Annotated in this window: 17 protein-coding genes; 9 read left to right on the top strand and 8 right to left on the bottom strand. The window is 71.8% G+C overall.

The window, feature by feature from the left end:
• Nucleotides 1-26 precede the first annotated feature (26 nt).
• Entirely contained in the window at nucleotides 27-689 is a 663-nt protein-coding gene (locus ACIHCL_RS14190; protein WP_399861246.1) for a lysophospholipid acyltransferase family protein, read from the bottom strand.
• Between the two features lie 218 nt (nucleotides 690-907).
• Here ACIHCL_RS14190 and ACIHCL_RS14185 point away from each other — a divergent pair, with 218 nt between their 5' ends.
• Nucleotides 908-1,669, top strand: a complete 762-nt coding sequence (locus ACIHCL_RS14185; RefSeq protein WP_399861189.1) for an IclR family transcriptional regulator — start codon at nucleotides 908-910, stop codon at nucleotides 1,667-1,669.
• A gap of 237 nt (nucleotides 1,670-1,906) precedes the next feature.
• Here ACIHCL_RS14185 and ACIHCL_RS14180 read toward each other — a convergent pair whose 3' ends face one another.
• Complete coding sequence (locus ACIHCL_RS14180) at nucleotides 1,907-2,668, bottom strand: IclR family transcriptional regulator (protein WP_399861186.1); 762 nt, start codon at nucleotides 2,666-2,668, stop codon at nucleotides 1,907-1,909.
• A gap of 79 nt (nucleotides 2,669-2,747) precedes the next feature.
• Between ACIHCL_RS14180 and ACIHCL_RS14175 the strand changes: the two genes are divergently transcribed.
• Genes ACIHCL_RS14175 through dmpG form a run of 3 tightly spaced genes read left to right on the top strand, consistent with a single transcriptional unit; the run spans nucleotide 2,748 to nucleotide 5,538 of the window.
• A complete protein-coding gene (locus ACIHCL_RS14175; protein WP_399861183.1) occupies nucleotides 2,748-3,572 on the top strand; it encodes a 2-keto-4-pentenoate hydratase in 825 nt (274 codons plus the stop codon).
• Nucleotides 3,569-4,513, top strand: a complete 945-nt coding sequence (locus ACIHCL_RS14170; protein WP_399861181.1) for an acetaldehyde dehydrogenase (acetylating) — start codon at nucleotides 3,569-3,571, stop codon at nucleotides 4,511-4,513. The genes ACIHCL_RS14175 and ACIHCL_RS14170 overlap by 4 nt, the downstream gene beginning before the upstream one ends.
• Complete coding sequence (gene dmpG, locus ACIHCL_RS14165) at nucleotides 4,513-5,538, top strand: 4-hydroxy-2-oxovalerate aldolase (RefSeq protein ID WP_399861178.1); 1,026 nt, start codon at nucleotides 4,513-4,515, stop codon at nucleotides 5,536-5,538. The genes ACIHCL_RS14170 and dmpG overlap by 1 nt, the downstream gene beginning before the upstream one ends.
• 61 nt (nucleotides 5,539-5,599) lie before the next feature.
• Here the strand turns inward: dmpG and ACIHCL_RS14160 are convergent, their stop codons facing one another.
• Nucleotides 5,600-6,250 carry a TetR/AcrR family transcriptional regulator gene (locus tag ACIHCL_RS14160; protein ID WP_399861176.1) on the bottom strand — a complete coding sequence of 217 codons (651 nt, stop codon included), beginning with the start codon at nucleotides 6,248-6,250 and terminating at the stop codon, nucleotides 5,600-5,602.
• Nucleotides 6,251-6,643: 393 nt separating this feature from the next.
• Between ACIHCL_RS14160 and ACIHCL_RS14155 the strand changes: the two genes are divergently transcribed.
• The 3 genes from ACIHCL_RS14155 (at nucleotide 6,644) to ACIHCL_RS14145 (ending at nucleotide 9,980) form a co-directional block, all read left to right on the top strand.
• Nucleotides 6,644-8,140 (top strand): FAD-dependent monooxygenase, encoded by a 1,497-nt coding sequence (locus tag ACIHCL_RS14155; RefSeq protein WP_399861173.1) that lies wholly within the window; start codon nucleotides 6,644-6,646, stop codon nucleotides 8,138-8,140.
• A gap of 62 nt (nucleotides 8,141-8,202) precedes the next feature.
• Entirely contained in the window at nucleotides 8,203-9,135 is a 933-nt protein-coding gene (locus ACIHCL_RS14150; RefSeq protein ID WP_399861169.1) for a VOC family protein, read from the top strand.
• Nucleotides 9,135-9,980 (top strand): alpha/beta fold hydrolase, encoded by an 846-nt coding sequence (locus tag ACIHCL_RS14145; protein WP_399861166.1) that lies wholly within the window; start codon nucleotides 9,135-9,137, stop codon nucleotides 9,978-9,980. The genes ACIHCL_RS14150 and ACIHCL_RS14145 overlap by 1 nt, the downstream gene beginning before the upstream one ends.
• A 202-nt stretch (nucleotides 9,981-10,182) precedes the next feature.
• Here the strand turns inward: ACIHCL_RS14145 and ACIHCL_RS14140 are convergent, their stop codons facing one another.
• The 4 genes from ACIHCL_RS14140 to ACIHCL_RS14125 all read right to left on the bottom strand — a co-directional run bounded on the left by ACIHCL_RS14140 (nucleotide 10,183) and on the right by ACIHCL_RS14125 (nucleotide 17,422).
• Nucleotides 10,183-12,603, bottom strand: a complete 2,421-nt coding sequence (locus ACIHCL_RS14140; protein WP_399861163.1) for a SpoIIE family protein phosphatase — start codon at nucleotides 12,601-12,603, stop codon at nucleotides 10,183-10,185.
• A gap of 477 nt (nucleotides 12,604-13,080) precedes the next feature.
• Complete coding sequence (add, locus tag ACIHCL_RS14135; protein WP_399861160.1) at nucleotides 13,081-14,112, bottom strand: adenosine deaminase; 1,032 nt, start codon at nucleotides 14,110-14,112, stop codon at nucleotides 13,081-13,083.
• Between the two features lie 23 nt (nucleotides 14,113-14,135).
• Nucleotides 14,136-15,908 carry an adenine deaminase C-terminal domain-containing protein gene (locus ACIHCL_RS14130; protein WP_399861158.1) on the bottom strand — a complete coding sequence of 591 codons (1,773 nt, stop codon included), beginning with the start codon at nucleotides 15,906-15,908 and terminating at the stop codon, nucleotides 14,136-14,138.
• A gap of 62 nt (nucleotides 15,909-15,970) precedes the next feature.
• A complete protein-coding gene (locus tag ACIHCL_RS14125; protein WP_399861155.1) occupies nucleotides 15,971-17,422 on the bottom strand; it encodes a purine-cytosine permease family protein in 1,452 nt (483 codons plus the stop codon).
• A gap of 234 nt (nucleotides 17,423-17,656) precedes the next feature.
• Between ACIHCL_RS14125 and ACIHCL_RS14120 the strand changes: the two genes are divergently transcribed.
• Nucleotides 17,657-18,745: a LacI family DNA-binding transcriptional regulator gene (locus ACIHCL_RS14120; RefSeq protein ID WP_399861153.1), complete on the top strand. Its 1,089-nt coding sequence runs from the start codon at nucleotides 17,657-17,659 to the stop codon at nucleotides 18,743-18,745.
• 188 nt (nucleotides 18,746-18,933) lie between these two features.
• On the opposite strand, the gene ACIHCL_RS14115 is transcribed toward ACIHCL_RS14120, so the two are convergent.
• Entirely contained in the window at nucleotides 18,934-19,059 is a 126-nt protein-coding gene (locus ACIHCL_RS14115) for a hypothetical protein (RefSeq protein ID WP_399861259.1), read from the bottom strand.
• 346 nt (nucleotides 19,060-19,405) lie between these two features.
• Between ACIHCL_RS14115 and ACIHCL_RS14110 the strand changes: the two genes are divergently transcribed.
• Nucleotides 19,406-20,545 carry an ABC transporter substrate-binding protein gene (locus tag ACIHCL_RS14110; RefSeq protein ID WP_399861151.1) on the top strand — a complete coding sequence of 380 codons (1,140 nt, stop codon included), beginning with the start codon at nucleotides 19,406-19,408 and terminating at the stop codon, nucleotides 20,543-20,545.
• The last annotated feature ends 98 nt before the right edge of the window (nucleotides 20,546-20,643 follow it).

Below are 20,643 nucleotides of genomic sequence, written 5' to 3'. Positions count from 1 at the left end.
GGGGCGCTCCCGCGTCGCCGTCTCCTTCAGGCGTCGGGTACGAGTCGCTCGCCGAGTCGCTCGGCCGCGATACGCCAGGCCGCGGTCACCGCTCGGTGGGCGTGCGCGGTGCGGGCGGCGTGGGTGCCGGTCAGCACGACGGGGGCTCCCACATGGACGTGAACACCGGGGCGGCGCAGGGGTGCGGTGACCAGTCCGGCCATCTGCTTGGGGCGGCTGCCGGAGACGATCCGCCGGGCACCGGCCTGGCCGAGGGGAACGACGGGGGCTCCGGTGCTGCGCGTGAGTCGCGCGAGACCGCTGCGAAAGGGGCGAGGGGCGGCCTCGCCGGGGTCCTCGCGGCGCGGCAGGCCGCCTTCGCCGTAGATCAGTACCAGGCGTCCTCGGCCCAGGGCCTCGGCCGCGGTGTCCAGGGCCTCGACGGCGCGCCGGTCGCCCCGATGCACCGGGATGTGCTCCTCCCGGGCGAGCGCGCGGCCGAGCAACGGTATGCGCCACAGGCCCGCGGCGGCCATGACGACCGGTTCGACGCCGAGTCCGCGGAGCGCCGCGAGGACGACGGCGGGGTCCGCGAGCGAGGTGTGGTTGGCGGCGATGATGCTGCCCGGCGCGAAACGGGCGCCGTCGGCGGCGGTGACGTTCAGACGGCCGACGGGGGGCACCAGGGCGGCGGCGAGACGGCAGAGCATGGGGGCGGGGCCTTTCGGGGCGCGATCCGTTTCCCCCATCCTGGGTCCGGGGCGCGAAGGACGCGTGAGTACCGGTACTCACCCCGCCGGCCCGACGCCCCCGAGCGGGGGAGACCCGACGCCCCCGAACGGGGAGAAGGGTGGGCCGCGTCGTCCGATGACGCGGAATCGGAACGCGTAATTCTGCTGGGCGGAACAGAGTATGTGAGGATCGGACCATGGCCAAGCCGATGAAGACACCTCCCGCCTACGCGCCGAGCAGCGTCGACCACGCGCTCCGGCTGGCACAGATCCTCCAGGTCGACGGATCGGTCACGGTCTCCGCGGCGGCCGAGCGCCTGGGCGTCGCCCGCTCCACGGCCCACCGGCTGCTGACCGCACTGGTCTATCGCGATTTCGCGGTGCAGGACGAGGACCGGACCTACCGGGTGGGCCCCATCCTCGCGCTCGCCGAGCGCGCCCGATCCGGCCTCGGCGCCCTCCGCGCGGCGGCCGTCGGGCCGATGCGCGCCCTGGTCGACCGGATCGACGAGACGGTGAACCTCAGCATCCGCACCGGGCGGACCGTCCGGATCATCGCCTCGGCCGAGTGCGGGCAGGCGCTGCGGGTGGGCAGCCGCGAGGGCACGGTCTTCCCGGCCCATCAGGCCACCGGCGGCCTGATCGAGCTGGCGGCTCTCTCGGACGAGGAGGTCGCGGCGCTGTACGCCGACGACCGGCGTGCCCCGGGGGAGGAGCCGCCGGATCCGGCGCAGCTGCGAAGGGAGCTGTGGGCGGTGCGGCGCAGTGGCGTCGCGCTCAACCTGGAGCGCACCGAGCGGGGTGTGGTGGCGGTGGGGTGCGCGGTGAAGGACCGGGCCGGCGCGACGACCGCGGCACTGTCGGTGTCGATGCCCAGCGTCCGCTATTCGCCCAGGATGCTCAAGCCGCTCACGGCCGCGCTGACGGCGGCGGCCGACGAGATCACCGGAGCCCTCTGACGGCCCGCCTCACGGCCGCGGGGCCGCAGGTGCTGCCGGGGAACGGGCTCGCGGATGTACGGACTTCGGGGAGCGGGGGCGGGCTCCGGTCATGGCCGCCGGGCCGCGGCTTCCCTGCGGTGGCCCGTGCGCGAAACCGCGGCTCGTACGCGGAGCCGGGGTGCCGTCCACGGAATCGCGGCGGTACGCGGAAGCAGGATGCCGTCCACGGAACCGCGGCGGGCAAGACGCTTCGGATCAGCTCAGCAGATTGCGCCGGATCAGCGTGCTGCCGAGTCCGGTGGCCGCCGCCCGCACCTGCGTCACGAACCGCTCGGGCCGGAATCTCCCGGTCGGTCCGGCCACGCTGATCGCGGCGAGCGGCTCGTTGTCGCGCCCCAGCACAGGCGCGGCCACGCACATGAGCCCGACGGTCGACTCCTCCCGCTCGAACGCGACGCCCGTCTCGGTGATCTCCAGCAACTGGCGGCGCAGAGCACCCGGCGCCACGATCGTGCGCGGAGTGCGCCGCTCCAGTGGTCCGGTCAGCACCTCCTGCCGCAACCCGTCGTCGGCATGCGCGAGCAGCGCCTTGCCGATGGCGGTGCAGTGCAGCGGCATGCGCCCCCCGGTGCGTGAGGGAGCCCTGGCCTGTCGATGGCCGCCGATCTTGGCGACGTAGACGACGTCGTGTCCCTCGCGCACCCCGAGGTGGACGGTCTCGTGGGTGCGTTCGTACAGGTCCTGGAGGAACGGCATCGCCACCTCCAGCAGGCTGCGTTCGGGGGACGCGAGCATGCCGAGCTCGAAGAGGCCGCCGCTGGGGCGGTAGCCGCCCTCGACCCGGTCGAGGAGGCGGTTGGCGACCAGGGCCCCGGACAAGCGGTGCACGGTCGCCTTGTGGAGGCCCGTCCGCCGCACGAGTTCCGCCAGGCCGACGGCCCGGTCGTCGGGCCGAAAGGCCCGCAGAATCGTCACCGCCTTGCCCAGCACCGTGTCGAGACCGGTTGCTTCCGTCATATGTCCAGCATAGGTGTGGCGTATCGCTGAGCGAGACGAAGTGCTGGTTCGGTACGTGCCCGGGGCACACAGTGAAGCCGTGACCGAGAACCATGGGCTCGCCTCCGCGAGCAAGTCCGACATCGCCGCCGCGGCCGCGCGGCTCGCCGAGGCGTCCGCCTCAGGTGCGCCCTGCGCGCCCGTGCGGGACCTGATCGGCCGGGACGACCTGGCCGCCGCGTACGCCGTACAGGCCGAGCTGACCGCACGCCGCCTCGCCGAGGGCGCCCGGATCACCGGCCGGAAGATCGGCCTGACCTCCGAGGCGGTGCAACGGCAGCTCGGCGTCGACCAGCCCGACTTCGGCGTCCTCTTCGACGACATGGCCTACTCGGACGGCGGCACCATCCCGGCCGGGCGGATCCTCCAGCCCCGGGTGGAGGCGGAGATCGCGTTCGTGCTCCGCGCCGACCTGGCCGACGGCCCGCTCGACACCGCGCAGGTCCGGGACGCGATCGACTACGGCGTCGCCGCGCTGGAGGTCTGCGGCAGCCGGATCGCCGGCTGGGACATCAGTCTCGGCGACACGGTGGCCGACAACGCCTCCGCGGGTGCCTACGTGCTCGGGGAACACCGACGCACCCTCGACGAGACCGAACCGGTGGACGTCGCGATGTCGATGAGCGTCAACGGCGCGAAGGTCTCCACCGGAACCGGCGCCGCCTGCCTCGGCGACCCGGTCGAGGCCGTCGTCTGGCTGGCCCGTACGGCCCGCGAACTCGGCGATCCGCTGCGGGCGGGACAGGTCGTGCTGTCCGGCGCGCTCGGTCCGATGCGGCCGGTGTCCCCCGGCGACACCGTCACCGCCACCCTGTCCGGCTTCGGTGCCGTGACGGTCCGCTTCAGCGAGGGAGAGGCTTCATGAGCAGGACGAAGGTCGCGATCATCGGATCGGGCAACATCGGCACCGACCTGATGATCAAGGTGCTGCGCGGGTCGAAGCACCTGGAGATGGGGGCCATGGTCGGTATCGACCCCGCCTCCGACGGCCTGGCCCGCGCCGCGCGGCTCGGCGTCCCGGTCACGCACGAGGGCGTCGACGGGCTGATCGCGATGCCCGGTTTCGACGAGATCGACATCGTCTTCGACGCGACCTCCGCCAAGGCGCACGAGGCGAACGCCGCCAAGCTGGCCCCGCTCGGGAAGCGGCTGATCGACCTCACCCCGGCCGCCATCGGCCCCTACGTCGTGCCCGCCGTCAACCTCGACGAGCACCTCGGCGCTCCCAACGTGAACATGGTCACCTGCGGCGGCCAGGCCACCATCCCGGTCGTCGCCGCGGTCAGCCGGGTCGTGCCCGTGGCGTACGCGGAGATCGTCGCGTCGATCGCCTCGAAGTCGGCGGGCCCCGGCACCCGCGCCAACATCGACGAGTTCACCGAGACCACCTCGGCCGCCATCGAGCGGGTCGGTGGCGCCCGCCGGGGCAAGGCGATCATCATCCTCAACCCCGCCGAGCCGCCGCTGATGATGCGGGACACGGTCTTCTGCCTCGTCACGGCCCCGGACCCGGCCGTCCAGGAGGAGATCCGGCGGTCCGTGGCGAAGATGGCCGCCGACGTCGCCGCGTACGTGCCCGGATACCGGCTCAAGCAGCAGGTGCAGATCACCGAGATCCCCGAGGACCAGCCGGTCGGCACGCTCCTCGCCGACGGCGGCACCCGGCCCACCCACCAGGTGTCGGTCTTCCTGGAGGTCGAGGGCGCCGCACACTACCTTCCGGCCTATGCCGGGAACCTCGACATCATGACCTCCGCCGCGCTCCAGGTCGCGGAGCGCATCGCAGCAGGGAAGGCAGACAGCTGATGGGCACCCCGATCTTCGTCCAGGACGTCACCCTGCGCGACGGCATGCACGCCGTACGACACCGGATCACCCCGGAAGACGTCAAGCGCATCGTCACCGCACTCGACGAGGCGGGCGTCGACGCGATCGAGGTCGCGCACGGCGACGGCCTCGCCGGTGGATCCGTCAACTACGGTCCCGGCTCGCACACCGACTGGGAATGGATCGAGGCCGCGGCCTCGGTGCTGAAGCGCGCCCGCCTCACCACGCTGCTGCTGCCCGGTGTCGGCACCGTGGACGAACTGAAGCACGCGTACGACCTCGGGGTCCGCTCCGTCCGCGTCGCCACGCACTGCACCGAGGCCGACATCTCCGCGCAGCACATCGCCGCGGCACGCGAGCTCGGCATGGATGTGTCCGGGTTCCTGATGCTCTCCCACATGGCGCCGCCGGAGGAGCTGGCCCGGCAGGCGAAGCTGATGGAGTCCTACGGCGCGCACTGCGTGTACGTCACCGACTCCGGCGGCCGTCTCACGATGAGCGACGTGACCGCACGCGTCCGCGCCTACCGGGACGTGCTGGACGCCGGGACGGAGATCGGCATCCACGCCCACGAGAACCTGTCACTGTCGGTCGCCAACTCCGTCGTCGCCGTCGAGAACGGTGTCCGCCGTGTCGACGCCTCGCTCGCCGGTCACGGCGCGGGGGCGGGCAACTGCCCGCTGGAGGCGTTCATCGCGGTCGCGAACCTGTCGGACTTCGAGCACGGCTGCGACCTGTTCCGGCTCCAGGACGCCGCCGACGACATCGTGCGGCCCCTCCAGGACCGTCCGGTGCGCGTCGACCGGGAGACCCTCACCCTGGGGTACGCGGGTGTCTACTCGTCGTTCCTCCGTCACGCCGAGGCCGCGTCCGCGCGGTACGGGGTCGACGTCCGGGACATCCTCATGGAGTGCGGGCAGCGCCGCCTGGTGGGCGGCCAGGAGGACATGATCGTCGACATCGCGCTCACGCTCGCCGACGGGCGCGCGGAGCAGCCCGCCTGACCCTCGTCCCGGCCGGGGGCGCCCCTCCGGCCGGGATTCTCGCTGTGATCGCCGTCGGCGCTCAGCCGGCGGCGACCAGCGCCTCGCCGAGGGCGGCCATGGAGTCCGTGAGCTCTCGCATGTACTCCGATATCGGCTTGCCGTCCTCCGACTGGAGGGACACGAAGGCGCCGTCGAAACCGGCCATGCCGAAGTGGGCGAGGGCGTCCGCGACCTTGTTCGCGGCGTCCTCGCCCTCGCCGATGAACGACGAGCGGATCATGTGGCGCATATAGTCGCGGCCCTCGTCGCGGACCGTGATCACCGTTCGCAGCGCCTCGGGCGCCTCGGCCGCCTCATGACTCATCACCAGCACCAGCAGCAGGCGCAGGAAGTCCTCCCGGTGCTTCAGGACCTCGCCCGTCCGCTGGAGGTGCCAACCCAGGCGCTCGCGCGGGGTGCCGCCCTCCGGGGGATCGCGGTGCGCCTCCCGCATGGCGTCGAAGAAGTCGTGCGCCCCCTGCTCCATGACGGCCGACAACAGCCCCGCCTTGGAGTCGAAGTGGTGGTAGAACGCACTCTTCGGCAGGCCCGTCTCCTTGACGAGTGCCGACATCGAGGTGCCCGCGTAACCGCGCGCGGACATCACCCGGGCGGTCGCGTCGAGGATCTCCTGCCGCGACCGTCGGCCGCGTCGGTTTCCGGAGTGCGCCTGCAGCGCGGAATTCTGCACTTGTCGAAGTCTAAGGGCTGCCCCTTCGTTCCTGGAGGGCGCCCATCGGCAGCCGCGGCCCCTTCGCGCGTGGTCGGCACGTCCGCACGCATCCGGTAGGTGGGCGCTCTTCCGCCTGGCGACGCGCCATGTCCGGGCCGTGCGCTGATCGGTCACGGACGGCTGGACGGCCCTCAGGGGCCGCCCCGTCGGGCACGAAGGCCCGGCGCTTGCCCATGCCTCACCGCTCCCCGCCCGGCCCGTGCTCCGCCTCCCGACCGCGACCGAGGTCGTTTCGTTGCGCACCGACCCTTGACACGAGGCCAATGCGCATTGTTAATCTCCCTCAAGAATGGACCGAGCGGTCCAAAACTTTCGCACGCGGCAGTGTGCGATGGACGACGGAGTCATCGCATGACCCAGAGCTACGACGCGGACGTCGCCATCGTCGGGTACGGCCCGACCGGAGTGATCGCCGCCCTCACCCTCGCCAGGTACGGTGTCTCCGCCGTGGCCCTCGAACGGGACAAGGACCTCTATCCCCGGGCCCGGGCGGTGACGGTCGACGACTGGACGATGCGGATCTTCCAGGACCTCGGCATCGACGAGCGGGTCGAGAAGAAGATCGAACCTCAGCGGGCCCTGCGCTGGGTCACCTACGACGGCACGCAGATCATGCGCGTCGACCGGCCGCAGTCGGCACTGGGATGCAGCGCCCGCGCCTTCAACATCTACCAGCCGACGATGGAGGCCGAACTGCGCGAGGCGGCGCGCGAGTACGGCGATCGCGTCACCGTGCACTACGGCACCGAGGTCACCGGCATCGACCAGGACGCCGACGGCGTCACGGTCACCTCCGAGGACACCGCGACCGGCGAGACCCGCACCGTCCGCGCCCGGTACGTGATCGGCGCCGACGGCGGCAGCAGCGCGACCCGCGGCCGGACCGGCTGCCAACTGCTGGGCGACACCGGCGACGTCACTTGGGTGGTCATCGACTGCCGCGTCAAGCGCTGGTGGCCCGACCGCGACGTCCTGACCTTCTGGTCCGACAAGGAGCGCCCGGTCGTCGACATCGCGCTCTCCGCGGGCAACCACCGCTGGGAGATCCCGCTCAAGCCCGACGAGAGTCCGGCCGACTACCCGACCGGTGCCGAGGTGTGGCCGCTGCTCGAAGCCCTCGGTGTCACACCGGACGACGTCGAGATCCACCAGCACGCCTTCTACAAGCACCATGTCCGGATGGCCGACACCTGGCGCACGGGCCGGATCTTCCTGGCCGGGGACGCCGCCCACCTGATGCCGCCGTGGGCCGGCGCCGGCATGCAGACCGGCATGCGCGACGCCCACGACCTCGGATGGAAACTCGCCCGCGTCATCAAGGGCGAACTGCCCGAGAGCTGGCTCGACACCTACGAGGCGGAACGGCGCCCCAACGCCGCGTTCTACACCGACCTCGCGGTGGCCTTGGGCCAGGTCATCAAGCAGGAGGTCTCCGGGGTCGAGCCGCCGCTCAACGCCCCGCCCGCGCTCCTGGCCGGCTGGCTGAGGGGCCCGGTGGGCGACACCAGCGCCGTCGGACAGATGGTCCCGCAGCCGGTCGTCGGCGACACCACGGGCCGGATGTCGCGCATGGACGACCTGCTGGGGAGCGGCTTCGTCCTGCTCGGCGACGACATCGATCCGTCGACCCTGCTGACGGCCGGGGAGAAGGCCGACTGGGACGTGCTCGGCGCCCGCTACATCGCGGTGCGCCCGAAGACGGCGCACACCCAGGGCCCCGACGAACTGGTGGACCTCGACGAGGTCCTCCTGCCGTGGCTGCGCGGGTACGGCGTGCGCGCCGTGGCGGTGCGCCCCGACAAGTTCGTCGCCGCAGCCGACGTCAGCGGCCTGGCCGTACCCGCATGAGACCGCCCGGACCACGCTCCGCGGGTCCGGGAAGAGGCTTGAGAAGGATGAGGAGGAGTCAGATGTCCGGGGTCAGGGAACTCGGTTATGTCGTCTACGAAGTCAGCAGCACCGCCGACTGGGAGCACTTCGGCGTCGAACTGCTGGGCATGCAGCTCGGTGAGAAGACCCGCGACGGGCTGACGCTGCGCACCGATGAGAAGGCGCACCGCTGGATCATCACCGAAGGCCCGGCCGACGACCTGGTGGCCACCGGCTACGAGGTCGAGGACCCGGCCGCGCTCGACGCCCTCGTGGAGAAGGTGCGCGCGGCCGGGATCGAGGTCGCCGAGGGCGACGCCGCTCTCGCCGCCGCCCGCAAGGTGGAGCGGATCTTCCTCACCACGGACCCGATGGGCAACCGGGTCGAGCTGGTCACCGGCCTGGCCGACGCGGACACACCGTTCCGGTCCGCGAAGCTGCTCGGCGGCTTCGTGACCGGCGCCAGCGGCGCGGGCCACCAGGTCCTGCTGGCGCATGGCGTGTCGCGGGAGACCTACCTGGGCTTCTACATGGACCTGCTCGGCTTCCGGATCAGCGACATCATCGTCGAGGAACTGGCCCCGGGCATCGTCGCCGACCTGATCTTCCTGCACTGCAACGGCCGCCACCACACCGTCGCCTTCGGGGACATGCCGTCGCCGAAGAAGACCCACCACTTCATGGTCGAGGTGACCGACATCCGCGACGTCGGCGCCGCCTACGACCGGTGCATGGACGCCAAGCAGCCGTTCGAGATGACGCTCGGCATGCATCCCAACGACCACATGTTCAGCTTCTACGTCTTCACGCCCTCGGGCTTCAGCATCGAGTACGGCTGGGGCGGGCTGATCATCGACGACGAGACGTGGGAGGTGAGGACGCTCGACCGGCTGCACAGCTGGGGCCACCGGCCCCCGGGCGTCGTCGCCGAACTGCTCGCCGCCGCCCCCAACCCCCATGGAGAGGACCACTGATGACCCTCGACCCCAAGGACCTCGCCCGCACCGTCCGGGCCGGTGACTTCGACCTCCGCTACTACGAGGCGGGCTCCGGTCACCCCGTGATCCTGCTGCACGGCAGCGGCCCCGGCGCCACCGGCTGGAGCAACTTCGCCGGCAACATCGAGGCGCTGGCCGAGCACTTCCACGTGTACGCCGTCGACATGCCCGGCTGGGGCGAGTCGGACCCCGCGACCGTGGACCAGCTGGACCACGTGGACACGGCCATCCGGTTCCTGGACGCCCTCGGCATCGAGAAGGCCGCGTTCGTCGGCAACTCGATGGGCGGCCAGACCTCGCTGCGGCTGGCCACCGAGTACCCCGACCGCATCTCGCACCTGGTCACCATGGGCCCGCCGGTCGCCCGGATACCGACGCTCTTCGGCGCCGGGGACGGTCCCTCGGAGGGCCTCAAGGTCCTCATCGAGACCTACCACGACGCCAGCCCGGAGAACGTGCGCCGACTCGTCGAGATCATGGTCTACGACAAGGCCCGGTTCGCCACCCCCGAGCTGTGCAAGGCGCGTTCGGACGCCGCGCTCGCCCGCCCGGAGCACCTGCGCAACTACGTGGAGGGCCTGCCGAAGGGCGCGCCGCTGCCGAAGTGGGTCGACCCGGCCCTGCTCCCGCAGATCAAGGTGCCGACGCTGCTCATCCACGGCCGAGACGACCGCGTCGTCCCGTTCGAGACCTCGCTCCACCTGCTGGCGAACATCCCGAACAGCCGGCTGGTGCTGCTCAACCGCTGCGGGCACTGGGCCATGATCGAGCACGCCGACGAGTTCAACCGGCTGGTCACCGACTTCATCGCGAACAACTGACCTGGTTCGCCGGGCCGGTCGGCCACCGCGCGGCGGGGACGGTACCGTCCCCGCCGCGCTTCTTCTGCTCCCCGTGCCCGGGTGCTCGTCATGCCCCCTGACGTCGCCGTGCTCCGACACGAGCCGCCCACCGGACCGCGGTCGGCCGAAGCCCGTCGGCCGGTGCGCGGTGTGCGGCAGAGCAGGAACGGGGACGAGGGTGTCAGCAGAGCAGGAGCGGAGACAGCGGTGAGAGACCGTTGAGCGGCTGCTCGGTCCAGATCGTCTTGCCCTGACGGCTGTAGCGGCTTCCCCAGCGGGAGGTGAGCTGAGCGACGAGGAACAGCCCGCGACCGCCCTCGTCGGTGGAGCGGGCCCGGCGCAGCCGGGGCTGGGTGCTGCTGGGGTCGGATACCTCGCAGACCAGGACGCCCTCCCGGATGAGCCGCAGGCCGACCGGACCGCCGGCGTAACGGATGGCGTTGGTGACCAGTTCGCTGACCACCAGTTCGGTGGTGAACGCCAGGTCGTCGAGCCCCCAGGCGGACAGCTGCCGGGAGGCGGCCTCCCGGGCGGTGGCGACCTCGGTGGGATCGGTGGGGAATTCCCAGCTCGCGGTGTTCTCCGGGGCGATCGCGCGGGTGCGGGCGAGGAGCAGGGCGATGTCGTCGGGCGGCGCGTCGCCGGCGTCCTCGAGCAGGGCGCGGCCCAGATCGTCCAGCGACCGGTCGGGGCTGCAGAGGTCGTCGAGTGCGTTCGTCAGCCGCCGCAGTCCGTGGCCCAGGTCGTGGCCGTCGTATTCGATCAGTCCGTCCGTGTAGAGGGCCAGGACGCTTCCGGGCTCCAGCTCGATGGTGGTGGCCTCGAAGGGCATGCCTCCGACGCCGAGCGGCGGCCCCGGAGAGACGTCGAGGACCTTCGTGGTGCCGTCGGGGCGGACCAGGACGGGCGGCGGATGCCCGGCGCTGGCCAGGGTGCAGCAGCGGGTGACCGGGTCGTAGACGGCGTAGAGGCAGGTGCCGCCGATGGTGTTCCGGTGCGCTCGGGGCGCCTCGTCGACGAGCTGCTGGACGAGGTCATCGAGGTGGGTGAGCAGGTCGTCGGGGCCGAGCTCCAGATCGGCCAGGGTGCGGATGGCCGTACGCAGGCGGCCCATCGTGGCCGTGGCGTGCAGTCCGCGGCCGACGACGTCCCCGACGACCAGGGCGGTCCGCAGCGAGGGCAGGGGGACGACGTCGAACCAGTCGCCGCTGATTTCGGCCCCGCCGCCCGCAGGCCGGTAGAGGCCCACGGTCTCCGTCGCCGGGGTGTCGGTGGTGGCGTGCGGCAGCAGGCGCTGTTGCAGCGCGACGGCCGCGCGATGCTCGTGGGTGTAGCGGCGGGCGTTGTCGACGGCCAGGGATGCCCGGGAGGTGATCTCCTCCAGCAGATCCGCTTCCTCCGCGTCGAAGGGATCCGGCTGCTCGGTACGCCAGACCACGACGATGCCGAGCACCAGACCGCGCGCGAAGAGCGGGGACCACACGAACGAGTGCCCGTGCTCGGGGACGAACAGTCGCGCCAGCTCCGGGACATGGACCATGGGATTGTCGGCCCGTCGGCCGACGATGGTCTTGCCCCGCTGCAGGTTCCGCAGGGTGAGGCCGTCCGGCAGCGGCGGGCACGCCGCGAGGGGTTGCTGAAGCGGGGCGGGCCAGCCTCCGGAGGCCGAGGCCACCGCGGCTCGACGGAGCGGCCACCGTCCGCCGCCGAGTAGTTTGGACGGCTCGTTGCCGTCGAACACGGCTTCGGCGAGTTCCACCCATCCGATGTCTCCGAAGGCGGGGATCAGGGCCTCGATCAGGTCCTGGGCGGTCCGTACGACGTCCAGGGAGGTACCGATCCGCCGGGAGGCCCGATGCAGTAGTTCCAGATGGCGACGGGACCGGTTCTGCTGAGTGGAATCGGTGAACAGCGCGGCGGCGCCGGTCGGACTGCCCGCCGTGTCCTCCAGCCGGAAGGCGGAGAGGGAGAGGGACCGGTGACGCCGGGTGCCCTGCGGCGGGTGCACCCGCTGGTGCTTCCCGACCAGGGGGACGCCCGTGTCCAGCACCTGGCGCAGGGCCTTCTCGACCTCGTCCGCGTCCGGGGCGGACATCACGTCCCGCAGTTGGTCGGGGGAGGGCCCCGGCGGTCTGCCGAACATCTCCGGAGTGAGATTGGTGCGCACGACGTTCAGATCGGCGTCGTGGACGCTGACCCCGATCCGGCCCTGGCGGAACAAGGAGTCCAGGAAGGACGTGTTCTGTTCCGCGCTCGTCAGGCAGTGGCTGGGGGCCGCCACGACCAGGAGTTCGGCTCCCCCTTCCAGGGACGTCACCCGGAAGGTCACGTCGACCGTGCGGCCGGACCGGTGACGGAGCCGCGCCTCGCCCGCCTCCGGGATCCCTCCCCGGTGCCGTCGAGCGGCCCCCCGCACCGGGCCGGGGGCATCGTCGAGCAGTTCCCGGACCGGATGCCCGCAGACTTCCTCACTCGAACGGCCCAGCAGTTCCGTCGCCGCGCGTGACCAGCGGAGGATGGTGCCCTCGTCGTCGAGCACCGCGGTCGCCAGGGCACGGAAGGGGGATGCCCGATCACCGGGCCGGTCGTGGGAGGCGCTCATTTCGCTCCTCGTCGCAGGTGGGGGAGACCACACAGGCGAGACGCACTCCATTATGAGCCCCCCGGTCGGTGGCCGCAGTGCTCCCGCTCGTCCCGCAGGGCAGAGCCACGCGCGTCCGTCCGGCTCCTGCGGCGGCCTCGCGCCCGCCCCGGCCGAAGGAGGCGGACAGGACGGACGGGGTCGGTCGCGTGGTGAGGCACCCGGAAACACCCCGGTCCCCGCATGCCCGTGAGCCGTCGTGGCGGCTACCGGAGCCCACGCCACACGCCGGGCCGGTCCCCGCATGCCGGTGAGCCGTCGGAATCACGATGGCCCGGTGGCGGCCGGGACCGCGGTACGTGGGCACGTCGGCTTTCAGGACCTCGGCCGTCAGACCGTGCTGCGCGCAGTGGGCGCGGCACTGCTCCGGCAACGGCTGGGCGGAACGGCCCCGGGCCCCGGACGCGGTGGCGAAGCGGCGGGACCTCCCGGTGGACGTCAGGCGGCGCCGCGCTCCGCGTAGGCAGTGAGCTCCGCGAGGAACTCCTCGCGGACGGCGGGGGACGCCCAGGAGATCTCGATGGCGTTGCGCTGGAGGCGCACCAGGTCGGCGTCGGAGAGGGATGCGGGCCCGCGCAGGGCGGCCAGGTTCTCCGCGACGTAGCCCGGGAAGTACGCGGGGTCGTCGGAGTTGACCGTCACCTTCACGTCCTGGTCGAGCAGGGCGCGGATCTCCGCGGCCTTCATGCCGTCGGTGACATGGGCGTTGGAGATCGGGCACACCGTCAGGCCGAGACCGCGCTCACGGATCCGCTCGATCAGCGACGGGTCCTCCAGCGCGTTCACCCCGTGGTCGATGCGGTCGACGCCGATCTCCTCGATGACCTGGCGGATGTGCTCCGTCGAGTTCTTCTGGTCGACGTCGCAGTGCATCGTCAGCCGGAAGCCCTCGGCGCGTGCCCGGGCGAAGACCTCGCGGAACTTCACCGGCGGGTTGCCCGCCTCGTCGGAGTCCAGGCCGACGCCGGTGATCCACTCCTTGTAGGGGAGCGCCTGCACCAGCGTGGCCATGGCGAACTCGGCCTGGAAGTCGCGCAGGAAGCACATCACGAGGCGGCCCCGGAAACCGGTGGCGCGCTCGGCGTCGTCGAGGGCGCGGGTCAGACCCCGGACGACCGTGTCGAAGGCGACGCCGCGGGCAGTGTGCGCCTGCGGGTCGAAGAAGATCTCCGCATAGCGCACGTTCTGGGAGTGCGCCTTCGCCGCGTAGGCCGCCGCCAGGTCGTAGAAGTCCTGCTCGGTACGGAGGACGGTCATCCCCTCGTAGTAGACGGAGAGGAAGCCGGGCAGGTCGTGGAAGTCGTACGCGGCGCGCAGCGCGGCCTCGTCCGCGTACGGCAGGTCGATGCCGTTGCGCTGCGCCAGCGCGAACTTCAGGCCCGGTTCGAGGGTGCCCTCGATGTGCAGGTGCAACTCGCACTTGGGTAGCCCGGCGATGAACGCGTCGACGGCGTCGGATGCGGTGGTCATGGTGAACTCCTCGACTGGCTGGGTCAGTTGGCGGCGGGGTTCAGGATGTCGACGACGTCCTGGGTGTGGTAGTTGACGACGCCCAGGTCGGTGACGGCGTACTCGGGGATGGCGGTGATCTCCAGGAAGATCAGGTAGCCGAACGCGGAGGGGAGCGCGCAGCCGAGCGCGCGGGCGGCGGCCTCCAGGCGGTCCTCCGCGGCGGCCATCTCCTCCGGGGCGAGGTCGGCGACGATACCGGCCACCGGAAGCGGCAGGAACTCCTTGATCTCACCGCCGTCCACGACGACCTGGCCGCCGCCCCGCTCGGCCAGGTGGTTCACGGCCAGGGCCATGTCGGCGCGGTCGGCGCCGACGCAGACGATGTTGTTGTCGTCGGGGGCGGCGGAGGAGGCGATCGCACCGGAGCGCAGACCGAATCCGTTGATCATCGCGGTGACGGTGCCGCCGCCGTTCTTCCCGTAGCGCTCCGAGACCGTGACGTACAGGGCGTCCTGTGCGAGGTCGGCGCGGACCGTACCGTCCACGACCGGCAGGGTCATCTCCACGCCCTTGCGTACGAACGGCACGGTGCGGTCCATCTCGACGACCAGCACACGGGCCTCGTCGCCCTCGGCGGCGACACCGATCGAGCCCGCGGCGACCGGGGCGACCTCGAACGCGGGGGAGAGGGCGGCGGAGCGCTCGGGGGCCCGCGGCGCCTCGATGGTCCGGCCGCCTTCCGCGACCAGCCTGCCGCGCGCGAACACCCGCTCCACCTGGAAGGACTCGGGGGAGTCGATGATCAGCACGTCCGCGTAGCGACCCGGCGTGATCGAGCCGACGAGGTGGTCGATGCGGTACATCTCCGCGCAGTTGAGCGTCGCCATCTGGATCGCCTCGACCGGCCGCACACCCGCCTCGATGGCCATGCGCACCAGCTTGTCGAGGTGGCCCTCGCGCAGGATGTCGGCGACGTGCATGTCGTCCGTGCAGAAGCCGACGCGCCGCGACTGGGCGCCGAACTCGGTGATGGTGCGCACGTTCTCGTTCATGAAGTGTGCCACCGACGACTCACGGATCAGCAGCGACATGCCCGCGCGCAGCTTCTCCAGGGCCTCCTCGGCGGTGTAGCTCTCGTGGTCGAGCCGGACGCCCGCGGCCGAGAGCGCGTTGATCGTGGTCGTCGCGGCCATCGGCGCGCAGCCGAAGACCGGCAGACGGTTGCGGTGGGCGAGTTCGAGGGCGCGCAGCACCTTCTCGTCGCGGTTGAGGACGAACTCGGCGACGGTCTCCCACACCCCGAAGCAGTCCGCCCACTCCTGCGTCTCGGCGTGCTCGTCCGGGCCGAACGAGAAACCGACCGTGGTCTCGGGCAGCGTGTACGGCGTCTTGAACGGAGCCCCCCAGAAGATCTTCATGGGGCTCGCGTCGGCCTCGCGCAGCGCCTCGCGCACCCCGTCCAGCCCGGCCACGACGAGGAACTGGTCGAGCCCGGAGACGACCGAGGTGGTGCCGTAGCGGACGGCGGCGTCGGCGAACATCGTCACCGAGAGCTTCGAGCACTCCAGGTGCAGGTGCCCGTCGATGAGCCCCGGCGTCAGGTACTTGCCGGTGGCGTCGACGATCTCGGTGTCCGGACCCACGTACGCCGAGACGTCGCCGGTCGCGGCGATCCGGTCGCCCGTGATGGCGATGTCGGCCGGGTAGATCTCGCCGGTGCAGACGTTGACGAGCTGTCCGCCCCTGATGACGCGGTCGGCCTTGACGGCGCCCTCGGAGGCGTCGATGAGCGCGCGGAGGCTGGGCTGGTTCATGGGGGTGGCTCCAGAAGGTGGTACGGGGACGGAGACGTGGACGGAGAGGGAAGCGGTGCGGATCAGGCGGTGAGCGGCGCCTCGGCCTCGGCCCGGACGTCGCGGCGGGCGAGCAGCCAGTAGGTGACTCCGGCGACGAGGGCGCCGGCGAACACCGAGAGGTCCAGGCCCCCGGCGGCACGGGACAGCGGGCCGACGAAGACGCTGGAGTCGACCCAGAGCACGGCGGCGGCGAGACCGAGCAGCACCGCGAGCAGACCGGCCGGGCGGACCCCGCCCCGGTGCCAGTAGATGCCCTTGCGGCCGGTCTCCGCCGGGAACAGCGACGGCACGTCGTAGCGGCCCCGGCGCAGCGCCCAGTCGGTCAGGTAGACGGCGGCCCAGGGGCCGAGCCACAGCACGATCAGGCTCAGGAAGTTCGACAGCAGGGTGTAGAAGTCGGCGGAGAAGACCGCCCACAACGTGATGACGGTGCACAGCGACAGGTCGATGAAGACGACCATCCAGCGCTTGATCGGCAGGCCGACCGCCAGCAGGTTCAGGCCCGAGGAGTACATGTCCGTGGTGTTCACGGCGAGCAGCGAGACGATCGCCAGCAGCAGGTACGGCGTGCTGAACCAGCCGGGGAGGATCTCCGGCAGGCCGGAGATCGGGTCGGCGGCGTTGGTGGTCGCGGTGGCGACGGCGGCACCGAGGATCTGCAGCAGGATGTTGGGCACCATGCCGCCGAGCGCGGCGCACGCGAACACCTTGCGGGGGGCGGAGTCGGCGGGCAGATAGCGCGAGTAGTCGCTGCCCATGTCGGCCCACGACAGGCCGCCCGAGGCCGTGACCATGGCCAGGACCAGGGAGACGGTGACGAGGGAGGGGGCCTCGCCGTGCGTGCCGAAGTCGGCCTTGGGCACCACGAGGAACGCCATCACCGTGAACATCGCGGCGAAGATCCAGGCGAAGTACTTCTGCACCTTCATGATCAGGTGGTATCCGGCCAGCGGCAGCAGCATCTGCAGACCCGCCGCGAAAGCGATGACCAGCAGTTTCACGGGTGTGCCGGTGGCGACCCCCGCCTGGTCGACCAGGGCTAGCCCGGCGAGCACGATCAGCACCATGCCCCCGGCCTCGAACCCGACGAGCATCACCCAGCTCAGCAGGGCCGGGAGCTTCCCGCCGCGCGGACCGAAGGCGGCCCGCGAGATCGAGTGGGTGGAGGTGCCGGTGCGGGGGCCCTGGAGGCTGGTCAGTCCGGTGATCGCGAAGCCCAGCACATTGCCGGCGACGATCAGCGCGACGGCGTACCAGAAGGACGGGCCGAAGGAGACGACGAGCGCCCCGTAGACGACCGTGAAGACGGTGGTGTTGGTCCCGGCCCAGAGCCCGAGGAGCCGGGTCGGTCCGCCCTGGCGCTCCTCGGCCGGTACGGCGTCGATGCCGCGCTGCTCGACCGTGAAGACGGACGTGCTGGATGCGGCGGATGGGGTGGATCCGGGCGGGGCGGCGGTGGTGGCCTCGGCCATGTTCGGCAGGCGTCCTTTGCGGACTCGCGCCCCGGCCTGGAGGGACGGGACGGGGGATGTACGGGCAGGTCCGGCGAGGCCGGAACAAGAGGGGGTGCACGACGGTGTGCGAGGGGTGGGCAGCTCGCAGGGCATGCCCCGGAGATTTCCGTGAAGGCGGTGCCCAAACGTTTTGGCAACGCAGCGGACGGTAATGCCTAAACGTTTTGGCAGTCAACCGGTAAGCTCACCGTCATGTCAGACGTCACAGAGCCGACGGGCCTCGGCGTGCCTCGTGCGGCACGTGTCGCCGCCCGCGCGCCGGGCGCCTCCAGGGGAGGCGGGCTGCGCGAGGTGGCCCGCAGGGCCGGGGTCTCCGTCACCACCGCCTCGCACGCGCTGAACGGGGTCGGCCGGGTCGGCGCGGAGACCCGCGAGCGGGTCCTCGCCGTCGCCGCGGAGATCGGCTACCGCGCCAACCCCAACGCGCGTGGGCTGCGCGGCGCCCGGACCGGGCTGCTCGGCCTGACCCACCGCACCGCCGTCGAGGGCGGTATTACCGACATCGAGTACTTCGTCAAGATCGTGAACGCGGCGACCTGGACCGCAATGGCGCACGACTACTCCCTGGTGCTCGTCCCGCCGTCGCTGGACGGGCGTCCGTTCGACTCGCTGCCGCTGGACGGCACCATCGTCATCGACCCGCTCACCGACGACCCGCTGCTGAGCCGGCTGTCGGGCATGGGGGTCCCCGTCGTCACCACCGGCCGCGACCTGTCCCGCAAGGACGCCTTCCCCTGGGTGGACAACGAACTGTCCACCTGTGCCGTCGCCGCCCTCGACCACCTCGCCGCCACCGGCGCCCGTCGCATCGGGCTGCTCACCGGATCGACCGGCCAGTCCTACGACGAGGACGCGCAACGCGCCTATCTCGACTGGTGTGGGAGCACTGGCCGTCCCGTGCTCATGGACCGGGCCGAGTCCGGAACCGACTCCACCGCTGCCGCGCACCGCCTGCTCTCCCGCCCCGACCGGCCCGACGCCCTGTACGTCGTGATGGAGAAGTTCGGCTTCGCCACCCTCGCCGTCTGCCGCGAACTCGGCCTGGGCGTCCCCGACGACGTGCAGATCGTGGTGGGCGCCGACGGGGAGTTCGCGCGCAGCGCGCGCCCGGAGCTCACCGCGCTCGACCTGGCCCCCGAGGAGATCGGCAGGCAAGCGGCCGAACTGCTGATCGACGTGATACGGCGGCAGCCGTCGTCCGGAACCGGGGCCGAGCACCGCCTCGTCCCGGCCAGGCTCCTGCCCCGCGCCTCCACCCGGCCGATGCCGGTGGAGCACTGAGGCGTCGGCCCGACGGGCGGAGGGGCTCTTCTGGTTCGCCTGGTGCCGCGAGCGCGGCCAGGACGCACCCGGGGGTGCCTGCTTGGGCGAAGCGGCTGACGGCGCCGGACTCGGAGAATCCTGCCCGCTCTAAGATGGCGGTCGACCGGCTGCACGCCGGAACCCCCACCAGCTCGACCTGTGGCGTATCACCCGCCGCCCGCCCCCGATGGCCAGCGGCCGAGCATGTTGGTGCGGTGGCGGGCGAACGGGGACAGGCACGCCACGTCCTCGTCGCGGACCTCGAAGCCGTCGGCGCGACGCGAACCCGGCAAGGGCTGACCGCATGCACGATCTGACGGAGATGTTCCTCGATCCCCGTTTCTCCGGCGCCCGGCCCATGCCGCCACGCGCACCGGGCTCCGCCCCGCCGTCGGACCGCCGCCGGGGCGGGCCGGGGGCGGCGTCCATGTCGTCTGCGGCGGTGCTCTCCCCTCTTCCCGGCCTCGCCCTGCCCCGCCCCGCCCCGTCGCTCCGGGGCGGGGCGCGCTCGTGCCGGGAGCGAGACGGGGGCGTCGTGTGGGGGTGTCGCAGGAGGTCGACCTGTAGTAAGTTAGCGCTAACGGTAGCGCTAACTTAACCGTTGTGACCGCCTCCGCCCCATTCGCTGAAGGTGCTTCCATGACCGACTACCGAGGGCTCACCTGGGACCATCCGAGAGGCACGGTCGCCCTGCGCGCCGCGGCCTCGCGTTTCTCCGAGGAGAGCCATGCGCACACGCTCGCCTGGGACAGTCAGCCCCTGGAGGGATTCGAGTCGCACCCCGTGGGCGATCTGTGCGCGCGCTACGACCTGGTCGTCCTCGATCATCCGCATCTCGGCGACGCGCTGGAGGCTGATGCGCTGCAGCCGTTGGACGAGCTGCTGCCCGCGTCGGTCATAGAGGAGTGGCGAGCCGCGACTGTGGGGTCCACCGCCCGTTCGTACACCCTGGACGGGCGGCTGTGGGCCGCGCCGTTGGACGTGGCGACGCAGGTCGCGGCCCTGCACCGGGCATCGGTGCCCGAGCCGCCGCGGACCTGGGACCGGGCGCTGGAGCTGGCCGGTACGGCACCGGGCGCGTTGTCCCTGGCCGGGCCGCACGCCCTTTTGACCTACTTCTCGCTGTGCGTGGCCCTGGGCGACGCCCCGGCCACCGGCGCCGACGCCGTGCCCCTGGTCGGCGGCGCGGTGGGAGTGACGGCGCTGGAGATGATGCGCGACTTCCTCGGCCGCTGCGACCCCGCCACGGCCGAGCTGAATCCCATCGCGCTGCTGGAACGGGTCGCGGACGGGCGGATCGCCTACTGCCCCTTCGTGTACGGCTACGTCAACTACGCGTCGGCCGAGAGCGGTCCCGTGCGCTTCGCCGACGTACCCCGCTGCCGTCCCGGTGGTCCGCTGGGCTCCGTGCTGGGCGGAACGGGGCTGGCCGTGTCGCGCCGGACGCCGGTGAGCGAGGAGCTCGTCGAGCACATCGTCTGGCTGCTGTCCGCCGACACCCAGCGGGACTATCTGCCCCGGCACCAGGGGCAGCCCGCCCGGCGCGAGGCATGGACCGACCCCACCGTGAACGAACACAGCGGCGACTTCTACAGGGACACCCTCGCCACCACCGAGAACGCCTGGGTACGCCCCCGCCACCCCGGCTACACGGCGTTCCAGCTGGCCGGCTCGGAACTCATCCGGGAAGGACTTCTGACGGGTCGACCGGCTGCAGCGCTTTACGACGACCTGGAGGCGCTCCACCGCGGAACGGCCCGCGCCGCGGCGCGGGCCTGAACGGCGCGGCGGTTCGACGCGCACGCCCCGTACCGGAGCTGCCGCGACCGCATCGACCCCCGTGGCCGCTCCGCCCCGCACACCAGGCGGTCACGGCC

Origin of the sequence: Streptomyces sp. NPDC052042, assembly GCF_044548345.1 — a bacterium.
Taxonomy (GTDB): domain Bacteria; phylum Actinomycetota; class Actinomycetes; order Streptomycetales; family Streptomycetaceae; genus Streptomyces.
This window is presented reverse-complemented; position numbering and strand designations above follow the sequence as displayed.